Source organism: Eubacterium sp. LMAG:50, assembly GCF_008680265.1.
Taxonomy (GTDB): Bacteria; Bacillota; Clostridia; order Lachnospirales; family Lachnospiraceae; genus Eubacterium_U; species Eubacterium_U album.
In genome coordinates this window covers 257,763-283,500 of the sequence record NZ_NALP01000007.1, presented here as the reverse complement: position 1 = coordinate 283,500, position 25,738 = coordinate 257,763, and the positions used below count along the sequence as shown (strand labels likewise).

Here is a 25,738-nt window from a genome sequence, read left to right as displayed (position 1 = left end):
GTTTTTTATCAAAAATACCCGGTTGTGAAAATGGTTCACAACCGGGTATTTGTTTTTATTATTTGCTACATTCTAAAACAAAGGCTTTAGCAGCAACTTCGGAATTTTCATAGACACCTGCTCCTAAATAATTAGCCTCCATTCTTAAAGTTTTTTAAAACTTATAGTCCTTCTTTAATACAGTTATTAAAATTGAATAATACCTGTTTCATATTAATAGGCTTTGGTATATGAGCATTCATTCCGGCTTCTTTACATGCCTTTATGTCTTCAGCAAATGCATCAGCAGTCATTGCTACAATAGGAATATTTCGTATATACGCATCTTCGTTTTTCCTGATTTTACGTGTAGCTTCTTTTCCGTTCAGTACAGGCATTTGGATATCCATTAAAATTAAGTCATAAAAGCCTTTGGAAGAGGAAGTCAAAGTGTTTATGCATTCAAGACCATTTACGGCACGGTCACATGAAACTTTATATTCGGAAAGCATTGTTTTAATAATTTCCCAATTTAAATCATTGTCTTCTGCAACAAGTACATGTAATGAAGAAAAATCATAATTTTTTTCATATAATGAATCCGGATTTACTGTATCTAAATGCTTGTGTTCGTTAAGTACTGCTAAATCAAGGTAAACAGTAAATGTAGTTCCTTTCCTTAATTCGCTTTTACAATCAATTGAGCCGTTCATTAAATCTACAAGCTGTTTAATAATGGCAAGGCCTAAACCGGTTCCCTGAATTTTATTAGTTCGACTGTCAAGAGCTCTGGTAAATGAATTATACATTGTTTCCTGAAATTCTTTAGTCATACCGATTCCGTTATCAGAGACAACAATTTTTAGTCGTATTTTTTCGTCATCATCCGGTAATCGTGACTGACTTATATCAAATAAAACTTTTCCACCATTGTCAGTATATTTTACGGCATTAGTTAAAAGATTAGTTATTATCTGATTAAGTCGTAAAGGATCAGCTGACAAAGTTTCGTAAATAATGTCATGCATATTAACCTCAAGCGAAATGCCTTTATATTCAGCCTGAGGGCGAATAATACTAACAACTTCATTTACACAGTCCTTAAGTGAAAAAGGTTCTATAGAAATAGCCATTTTCCCACTCTCAATTTTTGAAATATCTAAAATATCATTTATTAATGTTAAAAGATGATTTCCGGCAAGAGAAACTTTATCCAGACATTCGCCCATATATTCAGGATCATTTAAATGTTTTTTCGCAATTTGAGTCATTCCCAAAACGCCATTCATTGGAGTACGGATATCGTGGGATATAGTGGACAAAAATTGTGTTTTTGCCTGACTTGCATGTTCAGCTTCACTTGCAGCTTTTCTTAAACTATGATTAATTGATAATATGTAAAATGTATCAAGAATTGTTAAAAACAATACTGTTCCACATATAATTGCAACAATACTCCAGTTCATATTAACTGAATTAATATCCTTTACAGGAATATATCCTATGATGTATAAATCTAAATTTTTTCCAAAACTTGAATAGTACCAATAGCAATTTTCGTTACGATAGTCTTTGTATTGAAGCAAGCCACTATCGGACGATTTAATTTTGTTAGCAAGCTCGTCGACTTTATTGTAATCATTTTGAAAATTGTATCCGCGAATATAGTCATAAAAAGTTCTTGATTTCATCGAAGGAGACTGAATAACATATTCACCGTTAGAGTTAATAAGACTGATTTCTGCTGATTTATATTCAGTTGGAAATGCACATGCATTTTTTAGGTAATCAACAGGAAGCAATCTTAAAAGCAGGTAAGGCTTTGTCTTATTGTTACCAATATTTAAATAAACTCTAGTACCAACACTGATGACAGTCTGTTGTAGTCCGTCAACGCGATATTTACCAAGAACATAAACCTGACCGGATTGTGATTTAAACATATTCTGCATTTTTTTAATCATTGCATGACATGCATTGGTATCTGTATCATAAAATGTTTTGTAACAGTTAACAGAGTAATTTCCATTTTTATCTGCAATAGTAGAAATAGCTGAGAAGTCATCCATATCAACGAAGTGTGCATAGCGGTTGCCCTGTGTGTTAATATTCTGCACAAATTTTATTGCTTCATCTATAGTCATATTATTGCTGGAAATGTAGTGAGCCCAGTTATCGACATATCCTTTTTCTGCATGTAAATAGCTTTCAGTAAGCTGTTTCATAGAGTCAGTAGAGTCGCAGAAATTATCTAAACGTAAGGCGACGCTTTTGTTTTCCGTAGTAATAGAATAGGAGTAGGAAGATAAAAGTGCCACTACAATCATAATAATATTGCATAAGAGTAAAAGAAATTTTTGGATACTAGTTTTTTTAGTATACTTATTTGTATATTTATTAGCTGAGTTATCTTTTGAATTATCTTGTGCCACAATAATCTCTCCTTTCGCAAAATTTAGTAATAATTTGCTTACAAAGAAGCAATAAAAGTATTAATTTTCCGAACCAAATTACATTATCTAATTATAACATATTGAGTAAAATTTAACTATAATAATCCCTATAATGTGATACAATATTTAAGGTATGACTGAAAAAGGAAAGGATAAAAATTAATGGAAAAAAAGAGGGACGGGTTTAAGAGTAGAACAGGCTTTGTAATTGCATGCATAGGGTCAGCAGTAGGAATGGGAAATATTTGGAGATTTCCTTATATGGTGTCAGACTGGGGAGGTATGACATTTTTAATCCCATACGTTTTATTTGTTATTTTAATTGGGGCAACAGGGCTTATCGAAGAAATGGCGCTTGGAAGAGCTGCTAAAGGTGGACCGATTAAAGCGTTTGGCAAATGTACTGAAGTTAGGACAGGTAATAAAAGAATCGGAGAAGTGATTGGTGCACTTCCGGTTATCGGTTCATTAGCATTAGCAATAGGATATACGGTAGTTGTAGGATGGATATTTAAATATACATATTTAGCAATTACAGGTCAGCTTTCTGATATGGGACATGATATGGATGCTATTGGCGGAATGTTTGGAAGTACAGCTACAAGCTATGGAAATAACTTATGGCTTGTAATCGCAGTAATTGTTACAGCCGTAATAATGGCATTTGGAATTGCCGGTGGTATCGAAAGGGCAAACAAATTTATGATGCCACTTCTTTTTGTATTGTTTTTGGGATTAGGAATTTATGTATTTACGCTTCCGGGTGCAAGTGATGGATATAAATACATATTTACAATAAATCCTAAAGGATTGCTTGACCCGAGATTGTGGATTTATGCATTTGGACAGGCATTTTTCTCATTATCAATAGCAGGAAATGGAACAGTAATTTATGGTTCATATTTAAGTGAATCAGAAAATGTAGTAAGTTCTGCAAGAAACGTAGCAGTATTTGATACAGTAGCAGCATTACTTGCAGCATTTGTAATAATTCCGGGAATGGCTGTTGGTGGAGCAGAATTGTCTTCAGGCGGACCGGGACTTATGTTTATCTATCTTGTAAATGTATTTAATGGAATGCAGGGTGGAAAGATTGTAGGAATAATTTTCTATATTTGCGTTTTATTTGCGGGAATGAGTTCTCTTGTAAATTTATATGAGGCACCGATAGCAACATTGGAAGAAAGATTAAAATTTAAAAGACCGGTAGCTGTTTTGAGTATAGCGGTAGTTGGCTGCGCAGTTGCGCTTGTTATTCAGGGGATTGTTTCAGGATGGATGGATGCAGTATCAATTTATATTTGTCCATTAGGTGCAATGCTTGCAGCAATTATGTTCTTCTGGGTTGCAGGGAAGGATTTTGCAATTAGTGCAGTAAATAAAGGCAATAATAAGCCGATTGGCAAATGGTTTATGCCACTTGGAAAATATGTGCTTGTACCATTAGCGTTTATAGCACTTGTGGCCGGAGCAATGCTTGGAGGAATAGGCTGATAATGTTAAAAAAAGAAACAGTATATTATCATCTTCCCGGATTATTTGAATTTTACGGGTTGTACCGTGAGTTTTTGCCATTGTTTCGTGAACATAGAGAATATTTTTACGACTGGTGCGATATAGGTTCTATATATGGAGCTCCGGCAGATTGTGTTTGGGGCGGAGGCCGTGTCGGATTTGGAGAAAATAATCCAAAAGAAGTTTTAGCATTAATGAAGGAATATGGCATTTCAGCAAGACTGACATTTAGTAATTCATTGTTAAGAACTGAACATCTTTCAGATAAAAAATGTAACGACCTATGTGCTATGTTTGGAGAAAAGAATGGAATACAAAATGGTGTAATAATTCATTCAGATTTGCTATTAGAGTATTTAAAAAATAAATATCCGGAATTCTATTTTGTCTCATCAACAACTAAGGTGTTAATTGATTTTGAGCAATTAAAACATGAGATGAATAGAAATGATTTTCTATATGTTGTTCCGGATTTTCGGTTAAATAAAGAATTAGATAAATTGAATAGGTTATCAGAAAAGCAGAAGGATAAAGTTGAATTTTTATGCAATGAATGCTGTTGGTTTGGTTGTGCTGACAGAAAAAAATGTTATGAAACTGTAAGTCGCAAAAATCTAGGAGAAAAATTTACAGAGCATCGTTGCGTGGCTCCTGATGCAGAGAGTGGCTATAAATTTTCTAAAGCAATGACAAATCCCGGTTTCATTGGTATAGATGATATAAAAAATATTTATATGCCTATGGGCTTTTCAAATTTTAAAATTGAAGGACGAAGCTTAGGAAGTGCTTTGATTCTGGAATTTTTACTTTATTATATGACTAAGCCTGAGTATCAGATTCATGTCAGAGAAAGAATTTACTTGGACAACATGTTGGAGTTATTTTAAAAGTAGCATAGTAGCCTGGCATTTGGTTTGTGACTTGGATTTTATCCCAAAAAGATGTTATGTATTTAAGCAAATTTTATTTATATAAATCTGAGCGAGGAAATGGATATGCACATTAAATGTTGGAATTTGTCATTAAAAATGCAAAAGAACTTAAATTAAATGGCATAGTTAATAACTATATGTTATTAGGAATAAGGAGAAGGACATGAAAATAGCTATCGTTGATGATAATGAGGATGACAGAAAGAGACTGCAAGAGGAAATTACAAAAATTTGCGATAACAAATCAAGAAAAGATTTTGAAATCACAGAATTTTTTAGTGGAGAAAATTTTATAAATTTAATAGAGAAAAATGAAAACAAAAAATATTTTGACATTGTATTCTTAGACATTTATATGAATGGAATTACAGGAATTGAAACGGCAAAGAAACTAAGAGAAACAGACAATCAGTCAAAGATAATATTTATCACAACAAGTAATGAATTTGCCAGTGAAAGCTATGAAGTTAAAGCATATGACTATCTGATAAAACCATTTAGTAAAGAGCGTATACTTAGAACTATAGAAAGAATATTTGAGGATGAAAAGAATAATAAAAAAATATTAGATTTACCGGATGGACAGATTATACCAATTGATTCTTTATTATATACAACTTTTTCAGGGCATTATGTAACAATTTATCTGATTGATGGAAACAAAATCCAATTAAGATGCACACAGAAAAATTTTGAAGCATGTATACAAGAACATAAGGAACTTGTTCAATGCTTTAAAGGAATAGTAGTTAATATTACAAAAGTAGACGGGCTTGAGGAAGACAGATTTAAACTGATAAATAAAGAATATGTTCCAATTAGCAGGAGAAAATATGCAGAAGTAAAGAAATCTTACACAGATTATCTGATAGAGAGATTAAGACAAGGGGAGGATATATAAATGTCTAATTTAAGAATATTTGAGATAATATTATATTCGTGTCTTAATTTAATTCCATACTTAGGACTTGCAATTTATCCCTTTATTGATAAACTACGTTTTTCAAAGAAAACAACAATGTTTTTTGCAATTATTCTTACAATATTTCAAAATGCGATGGGAATATATGCAACAACCTGTTCGCAAAGTCAGAAAGGACTTATTTCCTTAATAAGTACAGTAAGTTATGCAGCGTTCGATTTTATTGCCATAAAAGATTATTTTGGAAAACTTGTATTTGTGCTTCTTATAGTATCAAATTTTGCTAATTTTATTGTAATGGCAGGAAAATGCATGGAAGGTCACATATTCCCACAAATGGCCATACAGAATAACCGTTGGACATTTTCATTATGCACAATAATTATGCAGATAATATTTGTACCAATTATATTTATGTATTTTAAAAAATATATAAAAGGTCTTGCAGACATTAAAATTAATGGAAAAATGTGGAGATACCTATGGATGATACCTGCCACATTTTATTTATTCTGGTATCACGGTCTGTATTTTAATACTAAATCTTCATTGGAACTTGCTTTAAATTATGTCAGTCTAATATTTACATTTTTAGTAAATGTAGGTGCGCTTCTGGTATATGGAGTATTAATCAGTGCAATGTTTGAATTTGAACATAATTTAAAATTACGTGATGAAAATAAACAATTGGCACTTCAGAATCTCAGGTATGACGAAATGAAAAAACAGATGGATGCAACAAGAAGGGCAAGACATGACTTGAGACATCACATAAGTGTTGTACATGCAATGGCACAGAATAATGAATGTAAAAAAATAGAAGAGTATCTGGGAAAATATCTTAAGCATTCATATTTGAAAAATCCAATTGTATATTGTGGAAATTTTGCATTAAATACGGTGCTTGTATATTATGTGCAGGAGGCTGAAAAATCAGATATAAGTATAAATGTAGATGTTTCTATTCCAAATGAAGTAAATATCAGCGATTCAGATTTGACAGTGTTATTTGGAAATTTGCTCGAAAATGCTATTGATGCATGCAAAAATATTGAAATAGAAAAAAGAAAAATTGATTTAAAAATACATAAACCAAATGCAGAAGCGATAGTATTTTCAATAGATAATGCATTTGACGGAAATATAAAAATGAAAGGAAACAGATTTTTGTCAACAAAAGAAAATGGTAGTGGAATAGGAATTGAATCCGTAAAATATGTTGTAAATAAATATGAAGGAGACATTAAAATAGAAATTAACGAAAAGAAATTCTGTGTTAGTGGAGTATTATTGCAACCACCTGAAATATAAAGAAAATATAGAAATAAAAAGGATACCGGCTTTATATGAGTCAGGTATCTTTTTTATTACAACCACTTGATGCCTAAAATTAACCGTTTGACGCCAGAACATAGAATTGAAATATAGTCTTATTCTATAATAAACATGAAGTAAATTGGAAAAATATACATATCTAAATGGGAGGGCAAATATGAGAAAAAAAGTGACACGATTTTTAAGTATTACACTATCGTTGGCAATGATTTTTACTAATAATTTCATGCCTGTCAGTACATATGCAGCTACTGATAATAGTGAAGAAAACGTAATGTATGCAGACAATATAGCATATGACAAGACTACAGGACACTTGTATAAATTGACAAGTGAGGAAGGAAATTATGAGCGGGTTTTGGCTTTGGCAAAAGAAAGCGGAGGCTATCTTGCATGTATTTCCAATGCAAGGGAAAATGACATTGTTGCGAATGTTATTTCAGAGCAAGGTGCTAATACATCATCTTATATTGGACTTATAAGAAATGAAGAAAATCTTGATGAATGGCTGTGGGCAGATGGAAGTGAAGTAAGTTATACTAATTGGAATGATGGCGAACCAAACAACAAGAATGAAAAAGCAGGAGAGGTTTACGATAATAAAAGATCAAATGGTGCAGGAAAGTGGAATGACTGCAATACGACTTCACTTCGCACAGGTGTTATAGAATATGATTCATGTATTCATCCTAAATCACAGAACGTTATAAAGGATAGAACTTTAGCTGACTGTGAACAGGGAGGCTATACCGGAGATGTTTACTGTGGATTTTGTAATGAAAAAATAAGTGACGGCGAAGAGATTGAAGCTAGAGGACATTCTGATGCAGTATTAGATGAAAGCACAGTTAAAGAAGCTACATGTACTGAAACCGGTTATTCGGGTGATAAGATTTGTCCTGTTTGCGACAAGGTATTAGAGCAGGGCAAAGTGCTTAAGGCAAATGGACACAAAGAGGCTGAACAGGTTAGAAATGCCAAAAAAAGCAGTTGCTATCAGAAAGGCTATACAGGAGATAAATACTGTGAAGTATGTGATGAAACTTTGCAGGAAGGAAAGGCAATTCCTAAGCTTGAGCATGAATACGAAAATGATGTATGTAAAAACTGCGGAAGAGTAAATAACGCTCAGGTAGACGTAACATATAGCTTAACGAAAACAATAGATTGTCCGTATACAGTATTTCAATTTACGGCACCTGAAAGTGGGGGATACACATTTACAGGAGATTCAGAATGGGATAGCTATGGATATCTTTACAAGGCAGATAAATTTAATGATTCCGTAATAAGTGCAGGAATGGAAATGTATTATGCCAGATTAAAGGACAATAATGCATCAACACCACGATTAAAAGATTATTGGAAAAATGATGATGATAGCGGAATTGGTCCAGCGCCTAAGATAACTGCAGAACTAACAAAGGGAGAGACATATTACTTTGTTTTTGGACCTTATATAACAGAATATGGAGATTTTAAGCTGACAATAACGTGTGCGCATACAAAAACGCATGTTGAAGGAAGAACACTTGAAAGCTGTGAGCAGGGAGGCTATACCGGAGATGTTGTGTGCGATATATGTGGAAAAGTAATAGAAAATGGCACTACAGTTGAACCTTCAGAGCATACGCCGGGTGATTTAGAGAATGCCAGAGAGAACAGTTGTTATTTAGACGGCTATACAGGAGATAAATACTGTACGGTATGTAATACGCAACTTCAGCAAGGAGAAGTAATTCCTAAACTTGAACATGAATACGAAGATGATGTATGTAAAAATTGTGGAAGAGTAAATAATGCTCAGTTAGATATAACATACACTTCAAAGACAACAAAAGATTATCCGTATACAGTATTTCAATTCACGGCACCGGAAAGTGGAAGATACACATTTACAGGAGATTCAGACTGGGACAGCTATGGATATCTTTACAGGGCAGATAAATTTAATGATTCCGTAATAAGTGCAGGAATGGAAATGTATTATGCCAGATTAAAGGATAATAATGCATCAAGACCACAATTAAAAAACTATTGGATAGGTAATGATGGTGGTAATAACCTGGCACCGAAGATAAATGTAGAACTAACAAAGGGAGAGACATATTACTTTGTTTTTGGACCTTATTCAACAGAATATGGAGATTTTAAGCTGACAATAACGTGTGCGCATACAAAAACGCATGTTGAAGGAAGAACGCTTGAAAACTGTGAGCAGGGAGGCTATACCGGAGATGTTGTATGCGATACATGTGGAAAAGTAATAGAAAATGGCACTACAGTTGAACCTTCAGAGCATACGCCGGGTGATTTAGAGAATGCCAGAGTGAACAGTTGTTATTTAGATGGCTATACAGGAGATAAACACTGTACGGTATGTAATATGCAACTTCAGCAAGGAGAAGTAATTCCTAAATTCGAACACGAATATGAAAATGATGTATGTAAAAACTGTGGAAGAATAAGAAATGTACAGAAGAATAAAGTATATGATACTCAAATAACTAAAGACTTACCAATTCAGGTAATAGAATATACTGCAGATAAGGATGAATATGTTAGTTTTTATTGTAGTAATAAAACCGGTTGGGACAGTTATGGATTCTTATTTGATTCAGAGAATTATAGTGATGAAATGATAAGAAATGAGCTTGATAAATTCTTTGATGAAGACGAATACAAAATACGATTTAATAATGCTCTTGACTCTGATGATGATGGTGGAAACAATGGAGCTCCACAGGTTGAATACGAGCTTACTAAGGGTGAAAAATATTATTTTGTAGTTGTACCTTATGGCTATAATGATGAGTATGAATATGGCGAATTTACCATAACTGTTGGTTGTGCACATTATAATATTCATGTAGAAAATAAAACAATTAATAGTTGTGAAGAAGGAGGTTATACCGGAGATATTATCTGTGATGATTGTGGAGAAACAGTAGAAGAAGGAGTAACCATAGAACCTCACAGTGAACATTCTTATTATGAATATAACAGAAAAGATGCAACGTGTAATGAATATGCAAAGACTTATTACAGATGTAGGTATTGCAATGCTAAGAAAACTGAAATAGATACTAATGCAGGATATGGTTCACATAAATATGAATTTGTAGGTAGCATAGAAGCAACATGTACAACAGACGGATATCTTGGAGATTACAAGTGTATATATTGTGGAGAAGAAAGTGAAAATCAGCCTACAAATAAAATTATAAAAGCATATCATGATTATCCGGAAGGAAGCAGAAATCAATATTTTATATATGATTATAATATGGTCAAGGCAACATGTGAAAAGGATGGTTATACCGGCGATGTATACTGCCCAATTTGTAAAGAAACAATAGAAAAAGGCAAAGTAATAAACAAATTAGGTTATTCATTTAAAGATGGTGTTTGCGAGGAATGTGGTGCAGAAGAAGAATTCGTAAAACAACAAAAAGACGGATATTTTGAAATTACTACATTTGAAGACCTGATATTATATTTGAAAAATATTTACAGTGGTATTAATGGAAAACTTATGAGTGACATTACATTCCCTGAAAACTATGAGGATGAAGATGATCTTATAGGAAATGTGAATGCAGTAAATATTATTTTTGATGGTAATGGCCATTCGATATCAGGAATCAACCAAAGAGGAGAAAACAGACCATTATTTAATTTTGTTTATTCTAGTGAAATAAAGAACATTAATATTAAATATGTAAATGAAAACTTTACAAGTGGAATGGCTGCAGACATAGCAATTGGAGCAAAAAATTCAGTTTTTAGAAACTGTAGTGTTAGTGGTAACAAAAATCTTAATAACCTTAATGACTGTTTATCAGCAATGGTTTGTTTTGCGGATAATTGTAAATTTATCGGTTGCACAAATAATGCTAATGTTACAGGTACGGGATCAGGTGGAACAGCAGCAGGAATTGCATATATAATAACTGAAAATACTATTGTAGAAGATTGTGTGAACAATGGAAAATTATCTATGCAAAATGGCATGGCAGCAGGAATTGCAGTCAATGTATATTCAAGCACAATTAAGAACTGTATAAATAATGGTAGTATTAATGGCTATAATATAGCAAGCGGAATAGTAATTGATGTTCAGGGAGAACTTATTCCAGGGACAACTGAGATATCAGGTTGCATAAATAAGGGAAGAATAGAAGCAAATAGTTACTATGATCATTATGCATCCGGAATCTGTTCTAAATATAAAGGTAATTTTGATTCACCGGGGAAACTAATAATAAGTAATTGTGTAAATGAAGGATATGTCAAAGGTGGTACAGTAGCCGGAATTATTTGTGAAGCCAATGGAAAGTTAGAAATAACAAGTTGTGAAAACAATGGAAATATTGATGGAGATGATAGCGCAGCAGGAATCTGTGAATATATAAATAATACAAAGAATCACAACAAAATAAAAATTAGTAATTGTAAAAATAACGGAGATATATCAGCAGAAAGTGCAGCCGGAATAGTTGATTATGGATATTACTTTGATATTAACAATTGTATAAATAATGGAAATATTTTATCTGACAGATGTGGCGGAGGAATATTAGCATATGTATATGGTGTAAATGGTTCTGAATTAATTAATAATGGCGATATAAATGCATACGAATATGCTGGAGGAATTTGTGCATATGATGAAGGAAAATCAACGTATGATAAATTATACAATTCAGGAAAAATTGATACTAGAAATATTGCAGTAGATAAGAATAGTCTTGTAAATTCTGATGAAGAAATAAACGTAACTAACTCAGAAGAAAAACATGTACATAACTATGATAGCGAAGCAAATATTATTAAAGCAACATTAGAAGCTGACGGTTACAGGGAATTTAAGTGTTATTGTGGTGACAGTAAAAAAATTGCAATAAGCAGAATTGATAGTGTTAATATTTCAAATGAAAAATATGAATACACTGGAAATTCAATTGCATTACCAACAGTAACAGTTACTGATGCAGCTGGTGAAATTGTATCAGACCAGTATTATACAGTTACATTTAAAAATAAAACTACAGGTGCTGCGGTTACTGAAATTAAGGACGCAGGAACATATGAAGTTATAGTAACATTTAATACATTATATGAAGGTGAAGTTGCAAAAGAAATTACAGTTGTAAATAATTCCGGAACAACTCCGGCAGATACAACACCGGGAGGTACAAATAATTCCGGAACAACAAATGTAAGCAATTCTGATACAACAAACAAAACAGACAATGATAACTCTGTTACAAAACCGGGCAAAGTTAAGAAGGTGACAACAAAGGTTAATAAGAAAAAGAGTGTTATCATTAAATGGAGAAAACAGAAAGCTGTTACAGGATATCAGATTAGATATTCAGTTAACAAAAAGATGAAAAAAGCAAAAATTAAAACTATTACAAAGAATAATGCAAAAACTGTTCTTAAAAAATTGAAACCTGGAAAATACTTTGTTCAGATTCGTGCATACAAAGTGGTGAACGGAAAGAAAGTAGCAGGAAAATGGAGTAGCAAAAAGGTTGTAAAAGTAAGTAAATAATGTATAATCTAGAAAGAGGGTCAGATTTATCTGGCTCTCTTTTAAAGTAAAATTTGCAACGAATAGCCGTCGATTAAAGAGAGGGCAAATATCATATTATTAAGGGAAAAAGCAAATTAGATTATAATTACATAAAAATTAGAACAGCGTAAATAACATAATATTAGGAGAGAAAGCATGTCAGGATATTTAATAAAAGATACAACAAGAGAAGAAAGAAAAAAGATAGTTGAGGAGTCGCTTGGAAACATAGAGGCTAACTGTGACGGATGTATGGCCGGACTTGCTGAAATGTATAATGATTACATTGATGGAAAGAGAGAAATAAGAGATATCAATATGGAATTTAATGCAAGATATGTTAAAGGCGATATGGAAAAAGATAATGGAAGAAGTTGCCCAATGTAGATGGGCAAACTACTCCGTTATTTAAAATAATTATTACAATATTTACAATTTTTTCTGAAGTAAAAACAAGCGGTTCATACCATCCTGCCACGGATAAGGAAATTCAAGATAGCGAATAATCTCATAATGTTTTTCAAAACTTTGCTTCCATGAAGCAGTATCCAACTCACGATATCTAAGAACGCCATTCTCCTCGAAAAGATTATCATTTATCTGAGTGAATCCCCATGCCTTCATATCAGATTTCTCATAATATGGATTGAGTTTAACAAACATGAGCCCTTTTGGAGCGAGTAAATCAGTAAGTCTTTTGAAAGTTTTCAAAGCAACATCCTTAGGCATAACATCTAAAACGTTAGACAAAATAATACCATCAAAACTATTACTATTATAATTATCAAAAAAAGAAATATCGCCAATTTGGAAATCAAGATTGTGATAATTGTTTACGGAAGCAAATTTTTTAGCAAATTCAATTCCTGTTTCAGATAAATCCACTCCTAGTCCTGAATCTGTATTTCCAAATTCATAGCACTGAAAAAGAATATCTCCTGTTCCACAACCAAAATCTAATATGTTTTTGCATTTGCTTGCAAATATATCAAGGCAAATATCAAACATAGGCTCAACAGATAATGATTTTCCCTTTAAATCTACAATTTTACAATTAGAATAAACATCATTCCACATGTTTATTGAACGGTCGTAATCACGCTTGATAAAGTCTCCATTATTAGCGGTATTGTCAGAAGAATCGGATAATTTGTTGATATTTTTTTGAAATTTTGATTCCATTTTAATTCACCCCACTTCTAAGAAAAAAATTGATTGATAATAGAATAATTATAACTTATTAAAAAATATTTTGTTATTTTTATTTTTACAAGTATACAATTTTATCTTTATTTTTGATATAGTGAATAGTGAGATTGTAGAGGAACTAATGATGAAAATGGGGAGAGGAAAAAAATTATGACATTACAGGAATTTATTACCAAATTCAATGTAAAATTAAATAAACAACAGTTAGAAGCAGTGCAGAGCGTTGAAAAACCTACACTGCTTTTAGCTGTGCCGGGAAGCGGAAAAACAACAGTTTTGGTTACAAGATTAGGATATATGATTTACTGCTTAGGAATTCGTCCGGAAGAAATCCTAACAGTTACATATACTGTGGCTGCAACAAATGATATGCGAAAAAGATTTGCATCTATATTTGGAGACGAACTTGCTGCAAGACTTGAGTTTAGAACCATAAACGGAATATGTGCAAAAATAATAGGATATTGTGAAATATGTGTTGGGAAAAAAGCATTTGATTTGTTGACTGATGAGGGATATAAAACAAAGCTTTTGTCTGCAATTTACACAGAACTCGTTCATCAATATCCGACAGAAAGCGATTTGAAAAACATAAGCACATTAATTACATACATAAAAAATATGCAGCTTTCAAAAGAAGAGATAGATAAAGTTGGTAACGAACAGGACATACCACTTTTAAAAATTTATAGCGCATATTGTGATGAAATGAAAAAGCAATCACTTATGGATTATGATGACCAAATGGTGTATGCCCTGACTATGCTAAAAGTATCGCCACAGATTTTAGAATATTTTCAGGAAATGTATAAATATATTTGTGTGGATGAGGCACAGGATACCTCTAAAATTCAGCATCAGATTATCGCCTTACTTGCAAGTAAATATAAAAAAGTATTTATGGTAGGAGACGAAGACCAAAGTATTTATGGGTTTAGGGCAGCCTACCATGAGGCACTTCTTTCATTTGAAAAAAATTATAAAGACGCAAATGTATTGCTAATGGAAGAAAATTTCAGGTCAAATGCAAAAATTGTTACTGCAGCAGACAGATTTATACAAAAAAATAAATTTAGACATGAAAAACACATGAAGGCATTTAGAGAAGCAGGGGCAGACATACAGAAAATTCATTTGAAAAACCGACGGTCACAATATACATATTTGACAAAAGTGGCTGAAAATACAGACACGGAAACAGCAGTTCTTTATAGAGACAATGAAAGTATTATTCCGTTGGTTGATTTACTCGAAAGAAAAGAAATTCCATATAAGATAAAAAATGCTGACCTGACTTTTTTCTCGCATAGGGTTGTGATGGACATAAAAAATATTATCAGATTTGCAATGGAGCCAACGAATACAGAAATTTTTATGCAAATGTTTTACAAGATAAATACTTATATGAGTAAAGCCGTGGCAACACAAGTATGTAAAATAAGTCAGGAAAGAGGAATTACAATTTTGGATGCAGCCATTGATTATGGAGATGTTCCCGCGGGAACACGAAAAAGTATAAAATCGATGCAGACACATTTGAAAAGAATGCTTGAAGAAAGTGGAGGTAAGGCAATTTATAGAATTATACATTCTATGGGATATAAGGAATATTTAGACAGGTCAAATATAAAGGATAGCAAATTAAGTATAATTCAGGCAATCGCATATAATGAGCCGTCTGCATTAGCTTTAATAAACAGATTAGATGAACTTGCGATGCTTATAAAAGAAAAGCCTTACGATAATGGATGCAAATTTATTTTATCAACAATTCATTCAAGCAAAGGTTTAGAGTATGACAAAGTATACATAATGGATGCAGTTGATGGAATTTTTCCTGAAAATGTTATAGCAAATTATGAAAATAGTAAGAAAAAAGACGATGAAGCAAAAGAATATGAAGAGGAAAGAAGACTTTATTACGTAGGTGTAACCAGGGCAAAAAATGAACTTTGCATATTTGAATTTGATGACGGTTCTACATTTACAAATGAACTGCTTGGAATAGAAAATAAAAATAGTGCAAATTCTAGTGATATATATGGAATAACAGGTATATCGTCAACCCGAAGTATGTCAAAATCATCGTCTTATAAAAATAGCATAGATTTAACTAAACCAACTTCTTATCAGAAAACGGAAACGAAACGCAAAAAAATTACGGAGTCTGAATATGCCGATAAAATAGAAGAAATTTATTTGACAGGAACAGTTATGCATAAGAAGTATGGTTTAGGTAAAGTACTTAAAATATCTGGTGATTTGCTTGAAATCGAGTTCGATGGAAGAGTAACAAAATGCAAATTAAAGTTTATGATGGAACATTCGCTGATTGAGTAAATTACGCAGGTTGTCTTGTGGAAAAGAAAATAATTGTATATAATTGTGAGAGTGCTTGGCACGGAACAATCCGTAGGAATCAAAGTCGGGGAAGTTTGCCACGACAACATATAATGATGTCGGCACAATTTAGTTAAAATAAACATTTGGAGAATAAAATGGACGAAAATTTGAAAAAAGAAATAGAAAACAGAAGAACATTTGCAATCATTTCCCACCCGGATGCAGGTAAGACAACGTTAACAGAAAAATTTCTGTTATACGGAGGTGCAATTAACACAGCCGGTTCAGTAAAGGGAAAGGCAAATTCAAAATATGCGGTTTCTGACTGGATGGGAATTGAAAAGGAAAGAGGAATTTCAGTTACTTCTTCAGCCTTGCAGTTTAATTACGAAGGATATTGTATCAATATTTTGGATACTCCGGGACATCAGGATTTCTCAGAAGACACATACAGAACATTGATGGCAGCAGATTCCGCAGTAATGGTAATTGATGCATCAAAGGGTGTTGAAGCACAGACAATCAAACTTTTCAAGGTTTGTGTAATGAGACATATTCCAATTTTCACGTTTATCAATAAGATGGATTTGGAAGCAAGAGACCCATATGAACTTTTAGAAGAAATTGAAAATGTTTTAGGAATAAAGACATGCCCAATTAACTGGCCAATAGGTTCAGGTAAAAGATTTAAAGGTGTTTACGATAGAGATACAAAGAAAATATCAATGTTTCAGGCAATATCTGTCGGTGGTGCAAAAAGTGCAGCAGAAACAACTTATGATTTAGAAGATGAAGCGTTCAAAGGTGAAGTTGGGGATGAATTATATGACCAGCTTATGGATGATGTAGAATTGTTAGACGGAGCAAGTGAACCATTTGATCAGAATTTGGTTGATAAAGGTGAATTATCTCCGGTATTCTTCGGTTCAGCTTTAACTACATTTGGTATAGAAACATTTTTGGAGCATTTCTTAAAAATGACAGAATCACCACTTCCAAGAATGTCAGATATAGGATTAATTGATCCGATAACAGAACCGTTTTCAGGATTTGTATTTAAAATTCAGGCAAACATGAACAAGGCACATCATGACAGAATTGCATTTATGAGAGTATGTTCAGGCAAATTTGATGCCACAAAAGATGTGTTCCATGTACAAAGTGGAAAGAAAATGAAATTATCAAGACCACAGCAGATTATGGCGCAGGATAGAAAAGTAATAGATGAGGCATATGCAGGAGACGTAATTGGTGTATTTGATCCGGGAATTTTCTCAATTGGTGATACAATTTGTACTCCGGGCAAAAAATTCACTTACGAAGGAATCCCTACATTTGCACCTGAACATTTCTGCCGACTTGTAGCACTTGATTCCATGAAGCGTAAACAGTTTATGAAAGGTGTAACACAGATTGCACAGGAAGGTGCTATACAGATTTTCCAGGATTATAATCTTGAAATGTCAGAGATAATCGTAGGTGTTGTAGGAACTCTTCAGTTTGACGTATTAAAATACAGAATGGAAAATGAATATAGCTGTGATGTAAGACTTGAGCCATTACCTTACGGTCACATCAGATGGGTTAAAGATCCTGCAACAGATTTGAACAGCATAAAATGCCCAAGTGATACTAAGAAAGTTAAGGACATGAAAGGAAATCCTTTGATTTTATTTACAAATGAATGGTCAATAAGACTTTTATTAGAAAGAAACGAAGGAATCGAGCTTACAGAATTTAAGAAGAATTAGATTGATTGGAAAACCGGTTCTGAAAACTTGTAATTTAATTTATAAATGAGTTAAGGAAACCGGTTTTGGAAAACTTGTAATTTAATAAAACCGAATTAAAGAAAATATAAAAAGGATGGAATCTTTGTTATGGGATTTCGTCCTTTTTATATTTTAAAGTCTGGTCGCGGATTATGTAGATTAGAAATAAAGGGGGAAATTGTTGCTTTAACGGTATGTAAAATAAAAGCAGGCTTGAAATTTCTCTTTTGAAAATTCCCAAATGAGTAATAAAAAAATGACATAATACAAGTTAGAGAATAAAACAAGCCCGGGAAACATGATAAACAGGCAGGCCACAACCCGGCAAAAAAATAAATGTGATATTATTCTTTCCTGAATTGTTATATTATTAGAAAGATCTTTCAAAGCAACAAGGAGGAAAGCAGTGGAAACGCAAAAGTACAAAGAATTTGTATCGGAATATGCAAATATGGTATTTAAAATTGCTTATAATTATTGCCGAAACAAATATGATGCCGAAGACATAGTCCAGAATACATTTTTAAAACTTTTACAATATAAAGGCGAATTTGCTGATGGTGAACATGCAAAAAGATGGCTTATAAGAGTGACTGTAAATGAATCGAAAAACATGTGTACATCATTTTGGCACAAAAGAATAGTTTCGCTGGAAGAATCCAAATCAGATGCCGAATTTTCTTTTGAAAATGATGAAGAATCAGAACTATATGATGCAGTAATGAAGCTTGGCGAAAAATACAGAATAGTAGTTCATTTGTATTATTACGAAGAATATTCAGTAAAAGAAATCGCAGAAATATTAAATATAAAAGAGACTACAATTCAAACAAGACTTATGAGAGCTAGAGCAAAAATTAAAAGTATGGTCAAAGGAGATTGGTTAGATGAATAAATATAAAGGAATGTTTGACAAAATAAATATTTCAGACGAGTGTTTAAGAAAGGTGGAACATATGGAAAAGAATAATCACAAAATAAAGAAATTCAGAATACGTTATGTGGCAGTTGCAGCAGTTATGCTTGCTATATTTGCAATGACAGATGTTGTGTCTTATGCGGCAACCGGAAATGGAATAACAAAGCATGTCCATGTATTTTTGGATAACAATAGTGACAAAAAAGAAATTAAAGAAAATGGCAAAGGAAAATACATTTACGAGGGCGAAGACAAGAAGTACGAGCTCGAAATGAATGAAGATGAAATGGAAAAAGAGGGCATAAATGCTGAGGTAAATGTTGATGAAAGTAGCGGAGAGGTAAATATAGAACTAAAGGCAAATTAATCAAAAAAATAAATTTAAAAATAAATATATGTCGACAAACAAAAACAAACAAAAGAAGTCCACAGGCGAATTAAAATTATGAAATTCTCTTGTGGGCTGTTTTTATGCTTTAAAATAAGTGAAAACAGAACAGAGTTTCGAAAAAATAGCAAAATCGAGTACTGAAAAAGGGACAGTGAATGTGAGAAAATGGAGTCATAAAAGGAAAAAGAAAAATAGCAGCTATAAAGGAGGAAAAAAAGATGGCAGATAAGATTTATTTTACAATTACAGGAACAGGATTTTTTGAAGGTGACGAATTTTTTGAAAAGGATATGGAAGTGTTTCTTGAGAAAGAACCGGACAACAAATATGACCACGAAGCAATTCTTGTAAAAATGCCGGGAATTGGAAAAGTAGGGCATGTGGCAAATAGTTGTAGTACAGTCATTGGCGAGTCATATAGCGCCGGACGTATTTATGACAAAATTGGCGACACAGCAGTTGGAAAAGTGCTTTACAAAATGCCAAGAGGAATTTTGTGTGAATTAGTAAAACCGGTAGATGAAATTAAATTTTAAAGAAGTTATTGGAATTAGAATTATGGTGTAGCTGAAATGGAAAATGATAGTACAAATAATGAAATAATGTATAAATAAGGAGGCAAATTATGGGATTTTGGAACGGAAAAGTAGATGGACCTTTAGATAAGATGTTTGATTTTAACAGAGACGGAAAATTAAATGCTTGGGAAAGAGCAATGGAACTAGGATTATTAATGGATGATGAAGATGACTACCAGGATGATGATGAATTTGATGAGGATATGGATAGTGACTTTGATGATGACGAGTTTGACGACGATGAAGAAAGTGAAGAACTGATGGAAGAAGATTGGGATTCAGATTACGATGAAAGTGATGAGTGGTAGAAGCAATTATAAAAATAAATTGACATAACGTTATATATATAATAAGATTGAGTTAACAATTTCTACTTCAGTAGATTAAGATAATTTGGTCTGATGTATCGTATATAACGCTACAAAAAGCGTTATATTTTTATAAATTAATTTAAAAATTTTGACATTATCTTATAAAAGAGGAGGAGCAAAAATGAACAAAAATGAAACAATATTTAGTGAAACTATAGGACAAACGTATGTATCAAAAACATTAAAAAATACAATGATTCCAATTGGAGCAACACAATTAAATATCGAAAAGAATGGATTAATTACAGAAGATAAGATAAGAAGTGAAAAGCGACAAGAGTTGAAGGAAATAATGGATGATTATTATAGATACTTTATTAGTAATATGTTGTCAGGAAATTTAGCCAAAACTATAGAATGGGGGGAATTATTTGACGCAATAGATAATAACTATATTAATAATTCAGATAAAACGAAAAATGAATTAGAAAACATTCAAATGAAAAAAAGAACGGAATTAAATAAACTCTTTAAATCTAATGATGATTATAAAAAGATGTTTAATGCAAAATTATTATCTGATATTTTACCTGAATTTATAAATAAACAAAAAATAAGTAATACCGAAAAAGAAGAAAGATTAAACACAGTAAACTTATTTAATAAATTTACTTCATCCTTTACAGATTTTTTCACAAATCGAGAGAACATTTTTGCAGATGATAAGTCTACTTCAATTTGCTACAGAATTGTAAATGAAAATGCATGGATTTTTTATCAAAATTATCTAATTTATAACAAGATAAAGGAAGATGCGGAAAAAGAAATTATAACAATAGAAAATAATAATGTAGATGGCTTAGATGGATTTACATTAAATAGTATTTTTAATTTTGATTTCTATGGTATGTTAATAAATCAAAAAGGAATAAGATTCTACAATGATATATGTGGAATTGTGAATGCACATATGAATTTATATTGCCAAAAATATAAAAAAAAGGCTGCAAAATATAGACTCAAAAGAATGCATAAACAGATATTGAGTATTGATGAGTCAACATTCGAAGTACCTAAAATGTTAGAAAGTGATAAAGAAGTTTATGACTTAGTCAATGGTTTTTTATACAAGTTAAATGAAAAAAAGGTTTTAGATAGAATAAGGAAAATCAGTGAAGATGTAACAAGCTATGATTTAAATAAAATATATGTATGTGAAAAAAATTATGAAAATTTATCTTTGTTTATGTGTCGAAATTGGAGCATACTTAGAGATTCTATAAAAGCATTTTATCAGGAAAATACAACAGGAAGTAGCGCAGGAAAAGAAAAAAAGATAGAGAAATTAATGAAAGAAGATAAATATAGAAGTTTACAGAATATAAATGAATTAATTAATAAATATAACAGTAATTCTATAGAAAGAAAGGCAGAAGAATATATTGTTAATATAAATGAAAAATTAGAAAATAAAGAACTTGTTCAATTAACAAATAACGAAGATATAAGTTTAATAGAAGATGAAGAAAGCGGAGAAGAATTAAAGCGTGTTTTAGATTTAATAATGAGTATAAATCATTGGATAAAAATGTTTATTATTGATGAAGAAGTAGATAAAGATATGGCGTTTTATACTGAAATAGAAGATATATATTATGAGTTAGAACCGCTTAAATCTATATATGACAAAGTACGAAATTATATAACTCAAAAGCCTTATAGCAAAGAAAAAATAAAGCTCAATTTTGGAATCCCTACATTAGCAAGTGGATGGTCAAAAACTAAGGAGTATGATAATAATGCTATTATTTTAATTCGTGAAAATAAGTATTATATTGGAATATTCAATGCAAAAAATAAGCCGGACAAAACAGTTATTGAAGGACACAAGAAAAAAAGCGACAGCGATTATAAAAAAATGGTGTATATGTTTTTACCAAAACCATATTTAATGCTTCCAAAGGCATTTCTTTCTAAAAAGGGAATTGCGACGTATAAAACTTCTGAATATATACTAGATGGATATAAAAAGAAAAAGCATATTAAATCTAGTAAGAATTTTGATGTAAATTATTGTAGAGAATTAATTGATTATTTTAAGGAGTGTATTAATAAAAGAGATGAATGGAAAGGATATAAATTTAAGTTTTCAGAAACATCCACATACGAAGATATAAATGATTTTTATAAAGAGATTGAAAAGCAGGCATATACAATTCAGTGGACCTATATAGATGAAAAAGATATAGATGAGATGAATGAAAAGGGACAATTATATTTATTCCAAATATATAATAAGGATTTTTCAGATAAAAGCACTGGAACTAAAAATCTTCATACTATGTATTTTGAAAATTTGTTTAGCGAAGAAAACTTAAAAAATATTGTACTTAAATTGGATGGAAATGCCGAAGTATTTTTCAGAAAATCAAGCATTAAGCAACCTATTATTCATAAAAAAGGAAGTATTTTAGTAAATAAAGGTTACAATGAACAAAAAGAAAATGAAGAAAGAAAGACTATACCTGATGAAGTATACACAGAACTTTATAAGTATTTTAATAAAATTGGAGAAGTAAAATTATCAAATGAAGCAAAGAAATTAATAGATGAAGGTAAAGTTGAGTACTTTACATCTGATTACGATATTGTAAAAGATTATCGATATACTGTAGATAAATATTTTCTCCATTTACCTATAAAGATAAATTGTAATGCAGAAAATTATTCACCTGTAAATGATATTGCATTGAAGAATATTGCTGAAAATAATGATATGCATATTATTGGTATAGACAGAGGAGAAAGAAATCTTATTTATGTTTCAGTAATTGATTTACATGGAAATATTATAGAGCAGAAGAATTTCAACATAATTAATGGAGTGAACTATAAGGAAAAATTAAAACAAAGAGAAAGTGAACGTGACAGTGCCAGAAAGAATTGGAAACAAATTGGAAAAATCAAAGATATAAAAGAAGGATATTTGTCTTTGGTTATTCATGAAATAACAAGCTTAGTATTAAAATATAATGCGATAATTGCTATGGAAGATTTAAATATGGGATTTAAGAGGGGGAGATTTAAAGTTGAACGTCAAGTATACCAGAAATTTGAAAATATGTTGATAAGTAAATTAAATTATTTAGTTGATAAAAATAAAGCAGTAAACGAAGAAGGAGGAGTATTAAAAGGATATCAAATGACATATATCCCTAAAAGTTTGAAAGAATTAGGAAGACAATGTGGATATATTTTTTATGTTCCGGCAGCATATACCTCAAAAATTGATCCAACTACAGGTTTTGTATCCGTTTTCAATTATAAAGAAATGGATGATGAAAAATTTGTGACAAGTTTTGATTCAATCAAATATGATAAGAACAGACAAAAGTTTGCTTTAAAATTTGATTATACAAATTTCATAACGCACAATGTTAAATTAGCAAAAAATGAATGGACAATTTATTCTAATGGAACAAGAAAAATAAGAAAGTATAGGAATGGCAAATGGAATTCACCGGACAATGTTAATTTAACGAATGAAATAATTAAATTAATGGAGCAGTATAACATTCAATATGATAATGAACAAGATATATTAGAACAGGTGGAGACATTAGAAACTAAAAATAAAAATAATTTCTGCAAAGAAATGAAAAAATTAGTTAAGTATATTGTGCAAATGAGAAATAGTTTACCTGATAATAATTCAATTGAATATGATGAAATTATTTCACCGGTATTAAATGAGTCAGGAGAATTTTATAATTCAGAAGAAAAAAATAAAAAATTACCTCTGGATGCAGATGCAAATGGAGCATATTGTATAGCACTTAAAGGATTGTATGAAGTAAAACAAATCAAAAATAATTGGAAGGAAGGCGAAAAGTTTCCTAGGAAAACACTAAAAATATCTCATAATGATTGGTTTGATTTTATACAAAATAAAAGGTATTTATAATGGATGATATTATTAAAATTTCAAATATAAATGATTTTATATTTTGCCCAGTTTCCATTTATTTTCATAATTTATATGGAAATCAGGAAAAGCTGATGTTTCAATCGAAATATCAGCTTAATGGGACAAAATCACATGAAACTATAGATAAAAATAAGTATTCAACAAGTTCTGATAAGATTACTTCGTTAGAAGTATATTCTGAAAAGTTTAGAATAATTGGTAAAATTGATATTTATGATAAGAAAAAGGAGCTTTTAGTAGAAAGAAAAAAACATATAAAAGAAATCTATGATGGATATGTATTTCAATTATATGCTCAATATTATTGTATGACAGAAATGGGATATAATGTTTCAAAACTTCAAATTAGAAGTTGCGATGATAATAAAATATATAAAATCAAATTACCTGATGAAGATAAATCAATGAAAGAAAAATTTGAAAATACAATTAATGATATGAGAAATTTTGATATAGAACAATATCATCAAGTTAATGGATTAAAATGCCGAAATTGTATATATGAGGATGCATGTGATAGAGCTATGAATCGAGGGGAATAATATGTTAAGTGCAAATGATTTTAGCAAAAAACAAATAATATTCTTGTTTACTAATACAGGTGAAAAATTATCATTTTCAAATGATAACATTGTAATAAAGGACAAAGAGGGAAAAATAAAACACCAGTCTACATGCTATAGATTATTTATGGTATGTGTGGTTGGAAATATATCAATAACTAGTGGATTGATTCAACGCAGCAAAAAATTTGGATTTGCAATTTGTTTGATGTCAACTACGTTTAGAGTATATGAAATAATAGGAAGCAGAATGGAAGGAAACACAATGCTTAGAAAACGTCAATATGAATACACTCAAAATGACATAGGCAGAAAGATAGAACAAAATAAGATAGCAAATCAAATGGATACTTTGAAAAATATAAGAAAAAAGACTGAGGAAATAAAAGAAGGAATAGAATTTCTTCAAGATATGATTGACAAATTAAATGAACCTTTAAATTATTTGGAAGTAATGGGAATAGAAGGAAATGCTGCAAGAGTTTACTTTACGAGGGTGTTTAACAATGTTAAGTGGAATGGAAGAAAACCTAGAATAAAAAATGACTATATTAATGTTACATTGGATATAGGATACACAATGTTGTTTAATATTGTAGATGCAATATTACAAATATATGGGTTTGATACTTATTATGGAGTATTTCATAAATGTTTTTATATGAGAAAATCTTTAGTATGTGATTTGATGGAACCAATGCGTCCAATTGTGGATTATTCAGTTAGAAAGGCAATTAATTTAGAACAATGTAAAAAAGAAGATTTTGAAGTGTATGATAACAGATGGGTATTAAAGTATAAAATGAATTCGAAATATATACAGTTTCTCATGAAAGATATTCTGGAATATAAAGATGAAATTTTTGTTTATATACAAAAATATTATAGATTTTTTATGAAAATGAAAAGTGTTGAGGAATTGCCGAGGTTTGAAGTACATTAGAAAA

At 31.1% G+C, this 25,738-nt stretch carries 17 protein-coding genes; 15 read left to right on the top strand and 2 right to left on the bottom strand.

All coding sequences use genetic code 11. The features are described 5' to 3' along the window. Positions 1-161: 161 nt before the first annotated feature. Positions 162-2,411: an ATP-binding protein gene (locus CCC31_RS06525; RefSeq protein ID WP_290850427.1), complete on the bottom strand. Its 2,250-nt coding sequence runs from the start codon at positions 2,409-2,411 to the stop codon at positions 162-164. A gap of 183 nt (positions 2,412-2,594) precedes the next feature. Here CCC31_RS06525 and CCC31_RS06520 point away from each other — a divergent pair, with 183 nt between their 5' ends. From CCC31_RS06520 to CCC31_RS06495, 6 genes are all read left to right on the top strand, one after another. Then, positions 2,595-3,926 (top strand): sodium-dependent transporter, encoded by a 1,332-nt coding sequence (locus CCC31_RS06520; protein ID WP_022088989.1) that lies wholly within the window; start codon positions 2,595-2,597, stop codon positions 3,924-3,926. A 2-nt stretch (positions 3,927-3,928) separates the two neighbouring features. Further along, a complete protein-coding gene (locus CCC31_RS06515; protein ID WP_290850424.1) occupies positions 3,929-4,834 on the top strand; it encodes a hypothetical protein in 906 nt (301 codons plus the stop codon). Positions 4,835-5,042: 208 nt separating this feature from the next. Then, a complete protein-coding gene (locus CCC31_RS06510) occupies positions 5,043-5,780 on the top strand; it encodes a LytTR family DNA-binding domain-containing protein (protein ID WP_290850422.1) in 738 nt (245 codons plus the stop codon). After that, entirely contained in the window at positions 5,781-7,112 is a 1,332-nt protein-coding gene (locus tag CCC31_RS06505) for a sensor histidine kinase (protein ID WP_290850420.1), read from the top strand. A gap of 181 nt (positions 7,113-7,293) precedes the next feature. Further along, positions 7,294-12,696 carry a lectin-like protein gene (locus CCC31_RS06500; protein WP_290850418.1) on the top strand — a complete coding sequence of 1,801 codons (5,403 nt, stop codon included), beginning with the start codon at positions 7,294-7,296 and terminating at the stop codon, positions 12,694-12,696. A 177-nt stretch (positions 12,697-12,873) separates the two neighbouring features. Continuing rightward, complete coding sequence (locus CCC31_RS06495; RefSeq protein ID WP_117908290.1) at positions 12,874-13,104, top strand: purine biosynthesis protein PurH; 231 nt, start codon at positions 12,874-12,876, stop codon at positions 13,102-13,104. Between the two features lie 42 nt (positions 13,105-13,146). Here CCC31_RS06495 and CCC31_RS06490 read toward each other — a convergent pair whose 3' ends face one another. Continuing rightward, positions 13,147-13,899, bottom strand: a complete 753-nt coding sequence (locus CCC31_RS06490) for a class I SAM-dependent methyltransferase (protein WP_290850415.1) — start codon at positions 13,897-13,899, stop codon at positions 13,147-13,149. Between the two features lie 177 nt (positions 13,900-14,076). Here CCC31_RS06490 and CCC31_RS06485 point away from each other — a divergent pair, with 177 nt between their 5' ends. The 9 genes from CCC31_RS06485 (at position 14,077) to cas1 (ending at position 25,734) form a co-directional block, all read left to right on the top strand. Further along, entirely contained in the window at positions 14,077-16,266 is a 2,190-nt protein-coding gene (locus CCC31_RS06485; RefSeq protein WP_290850413.1) for an ATP-dependent helicase, read from the top strand. A gap of 158 nt (positions 16,267-16,424) precedes the next feature. Further along, a complete protein-coding gene (locus CCC31_RS06480) occupies positions 16,425-18,020 on the top strand; it encodes a peptide chain release factor 3 (RefSeq protein WP_290850411.1) in 1,596 nt (531 codons plus the stop codon). Positions 18,021-18,447: 427 nt separating this feature from the next. Next, a complete protein-coding gene (locus CCC31_RS06475; protein WP_118564924.1) occupies positions 18,448-18,936 on the top strand; it encodes a sigma-70 family RNA polymerase sigma factor in 489 nt (162 codons plus the stop codon). Further along, positions 18,929-19,327, top strand: a complete 399-nt coding sequence (locus tag CCC31_RS06470) for a hypothetical protein (protein WP_290850408.1) — start codon at positions 18,929-18,931, stop codon at positions 19,325-19,327. Before CCC31_RS06475 ends, CCC31_RS06470 begins: the two co-directional genes overlap by 8 nt. Positions 19,328-19,569: 242 nt before the next feature. Further along, positions 19,570-19,887 carry an HIRAN domain-containing protein gene (locus tag CCC31_RS06465; protein WP_117908302.1) on the top strand — a complete coding sequence of 106 codons (318 nt, stop codon included), beginning with the start codon at positions 19,570-19,572 and terminating at the stop codon, positions 19,885-19,887. Positions 19,888-19,976: 89 nt separating this feature from the next. Next, the gene (locus CCC31_RS06460) at positions 19,977-20,237 is read left to right on the top strand and encodes a hypothetical protein (RefSeq protein WP_260978964.1); all 261 of its coding nucleotides are present in this window, start codon (positions 19,977-19,979) and stop codon (positions 20,235-20,237) included. Positions 20,238-20,421: 184 nt separating this feature from the next. Next, the gene (gene cas12a / locus CCC31_RS06455) at positions 20,422-24,204 is read left to right on the top strand and encodes a type V CRISPR-associated protein Cas12a/Cpf1 (protein WP_260978963.1); all 3,783 of its coding nucleotides are present in this window, start codon (positions 20,422-20,424) and stop codon (positions 24,202-24,204) included. Then, positions 24,204-24,770 carry a type V CRISPR-associated protein Cas4 gene (gene cas4 / locus CCC31_RS06450; protein WP_147585347.1) on the top strand — a complete coding sequence of 189 codons (567 nt, stop codon included), beginning with the start codon at positions 24,204-24,206 and terminating at the stop codon, positions 24,768-24,770. The genes cas12a and cas4 overlap by 1 nt, the downstream gene beginning before the upstream one ends. Before the next feature lies 1 nt (position 24,771). Beyond that, positions 24,772-25,734: a type V CRISPR-associated endonuclease Cas1 gene (gene cas1 / locus CCC31_RS06445; protein ID WP_290850403.1), complete on the top strand. Its 963-nt coding sequence runs from the start codon at positions 24,772-24,774 to the stop codon at positions 25,732-25,734. Positions 25,735-25,738 lie beyond the last annotated feature (4 nt).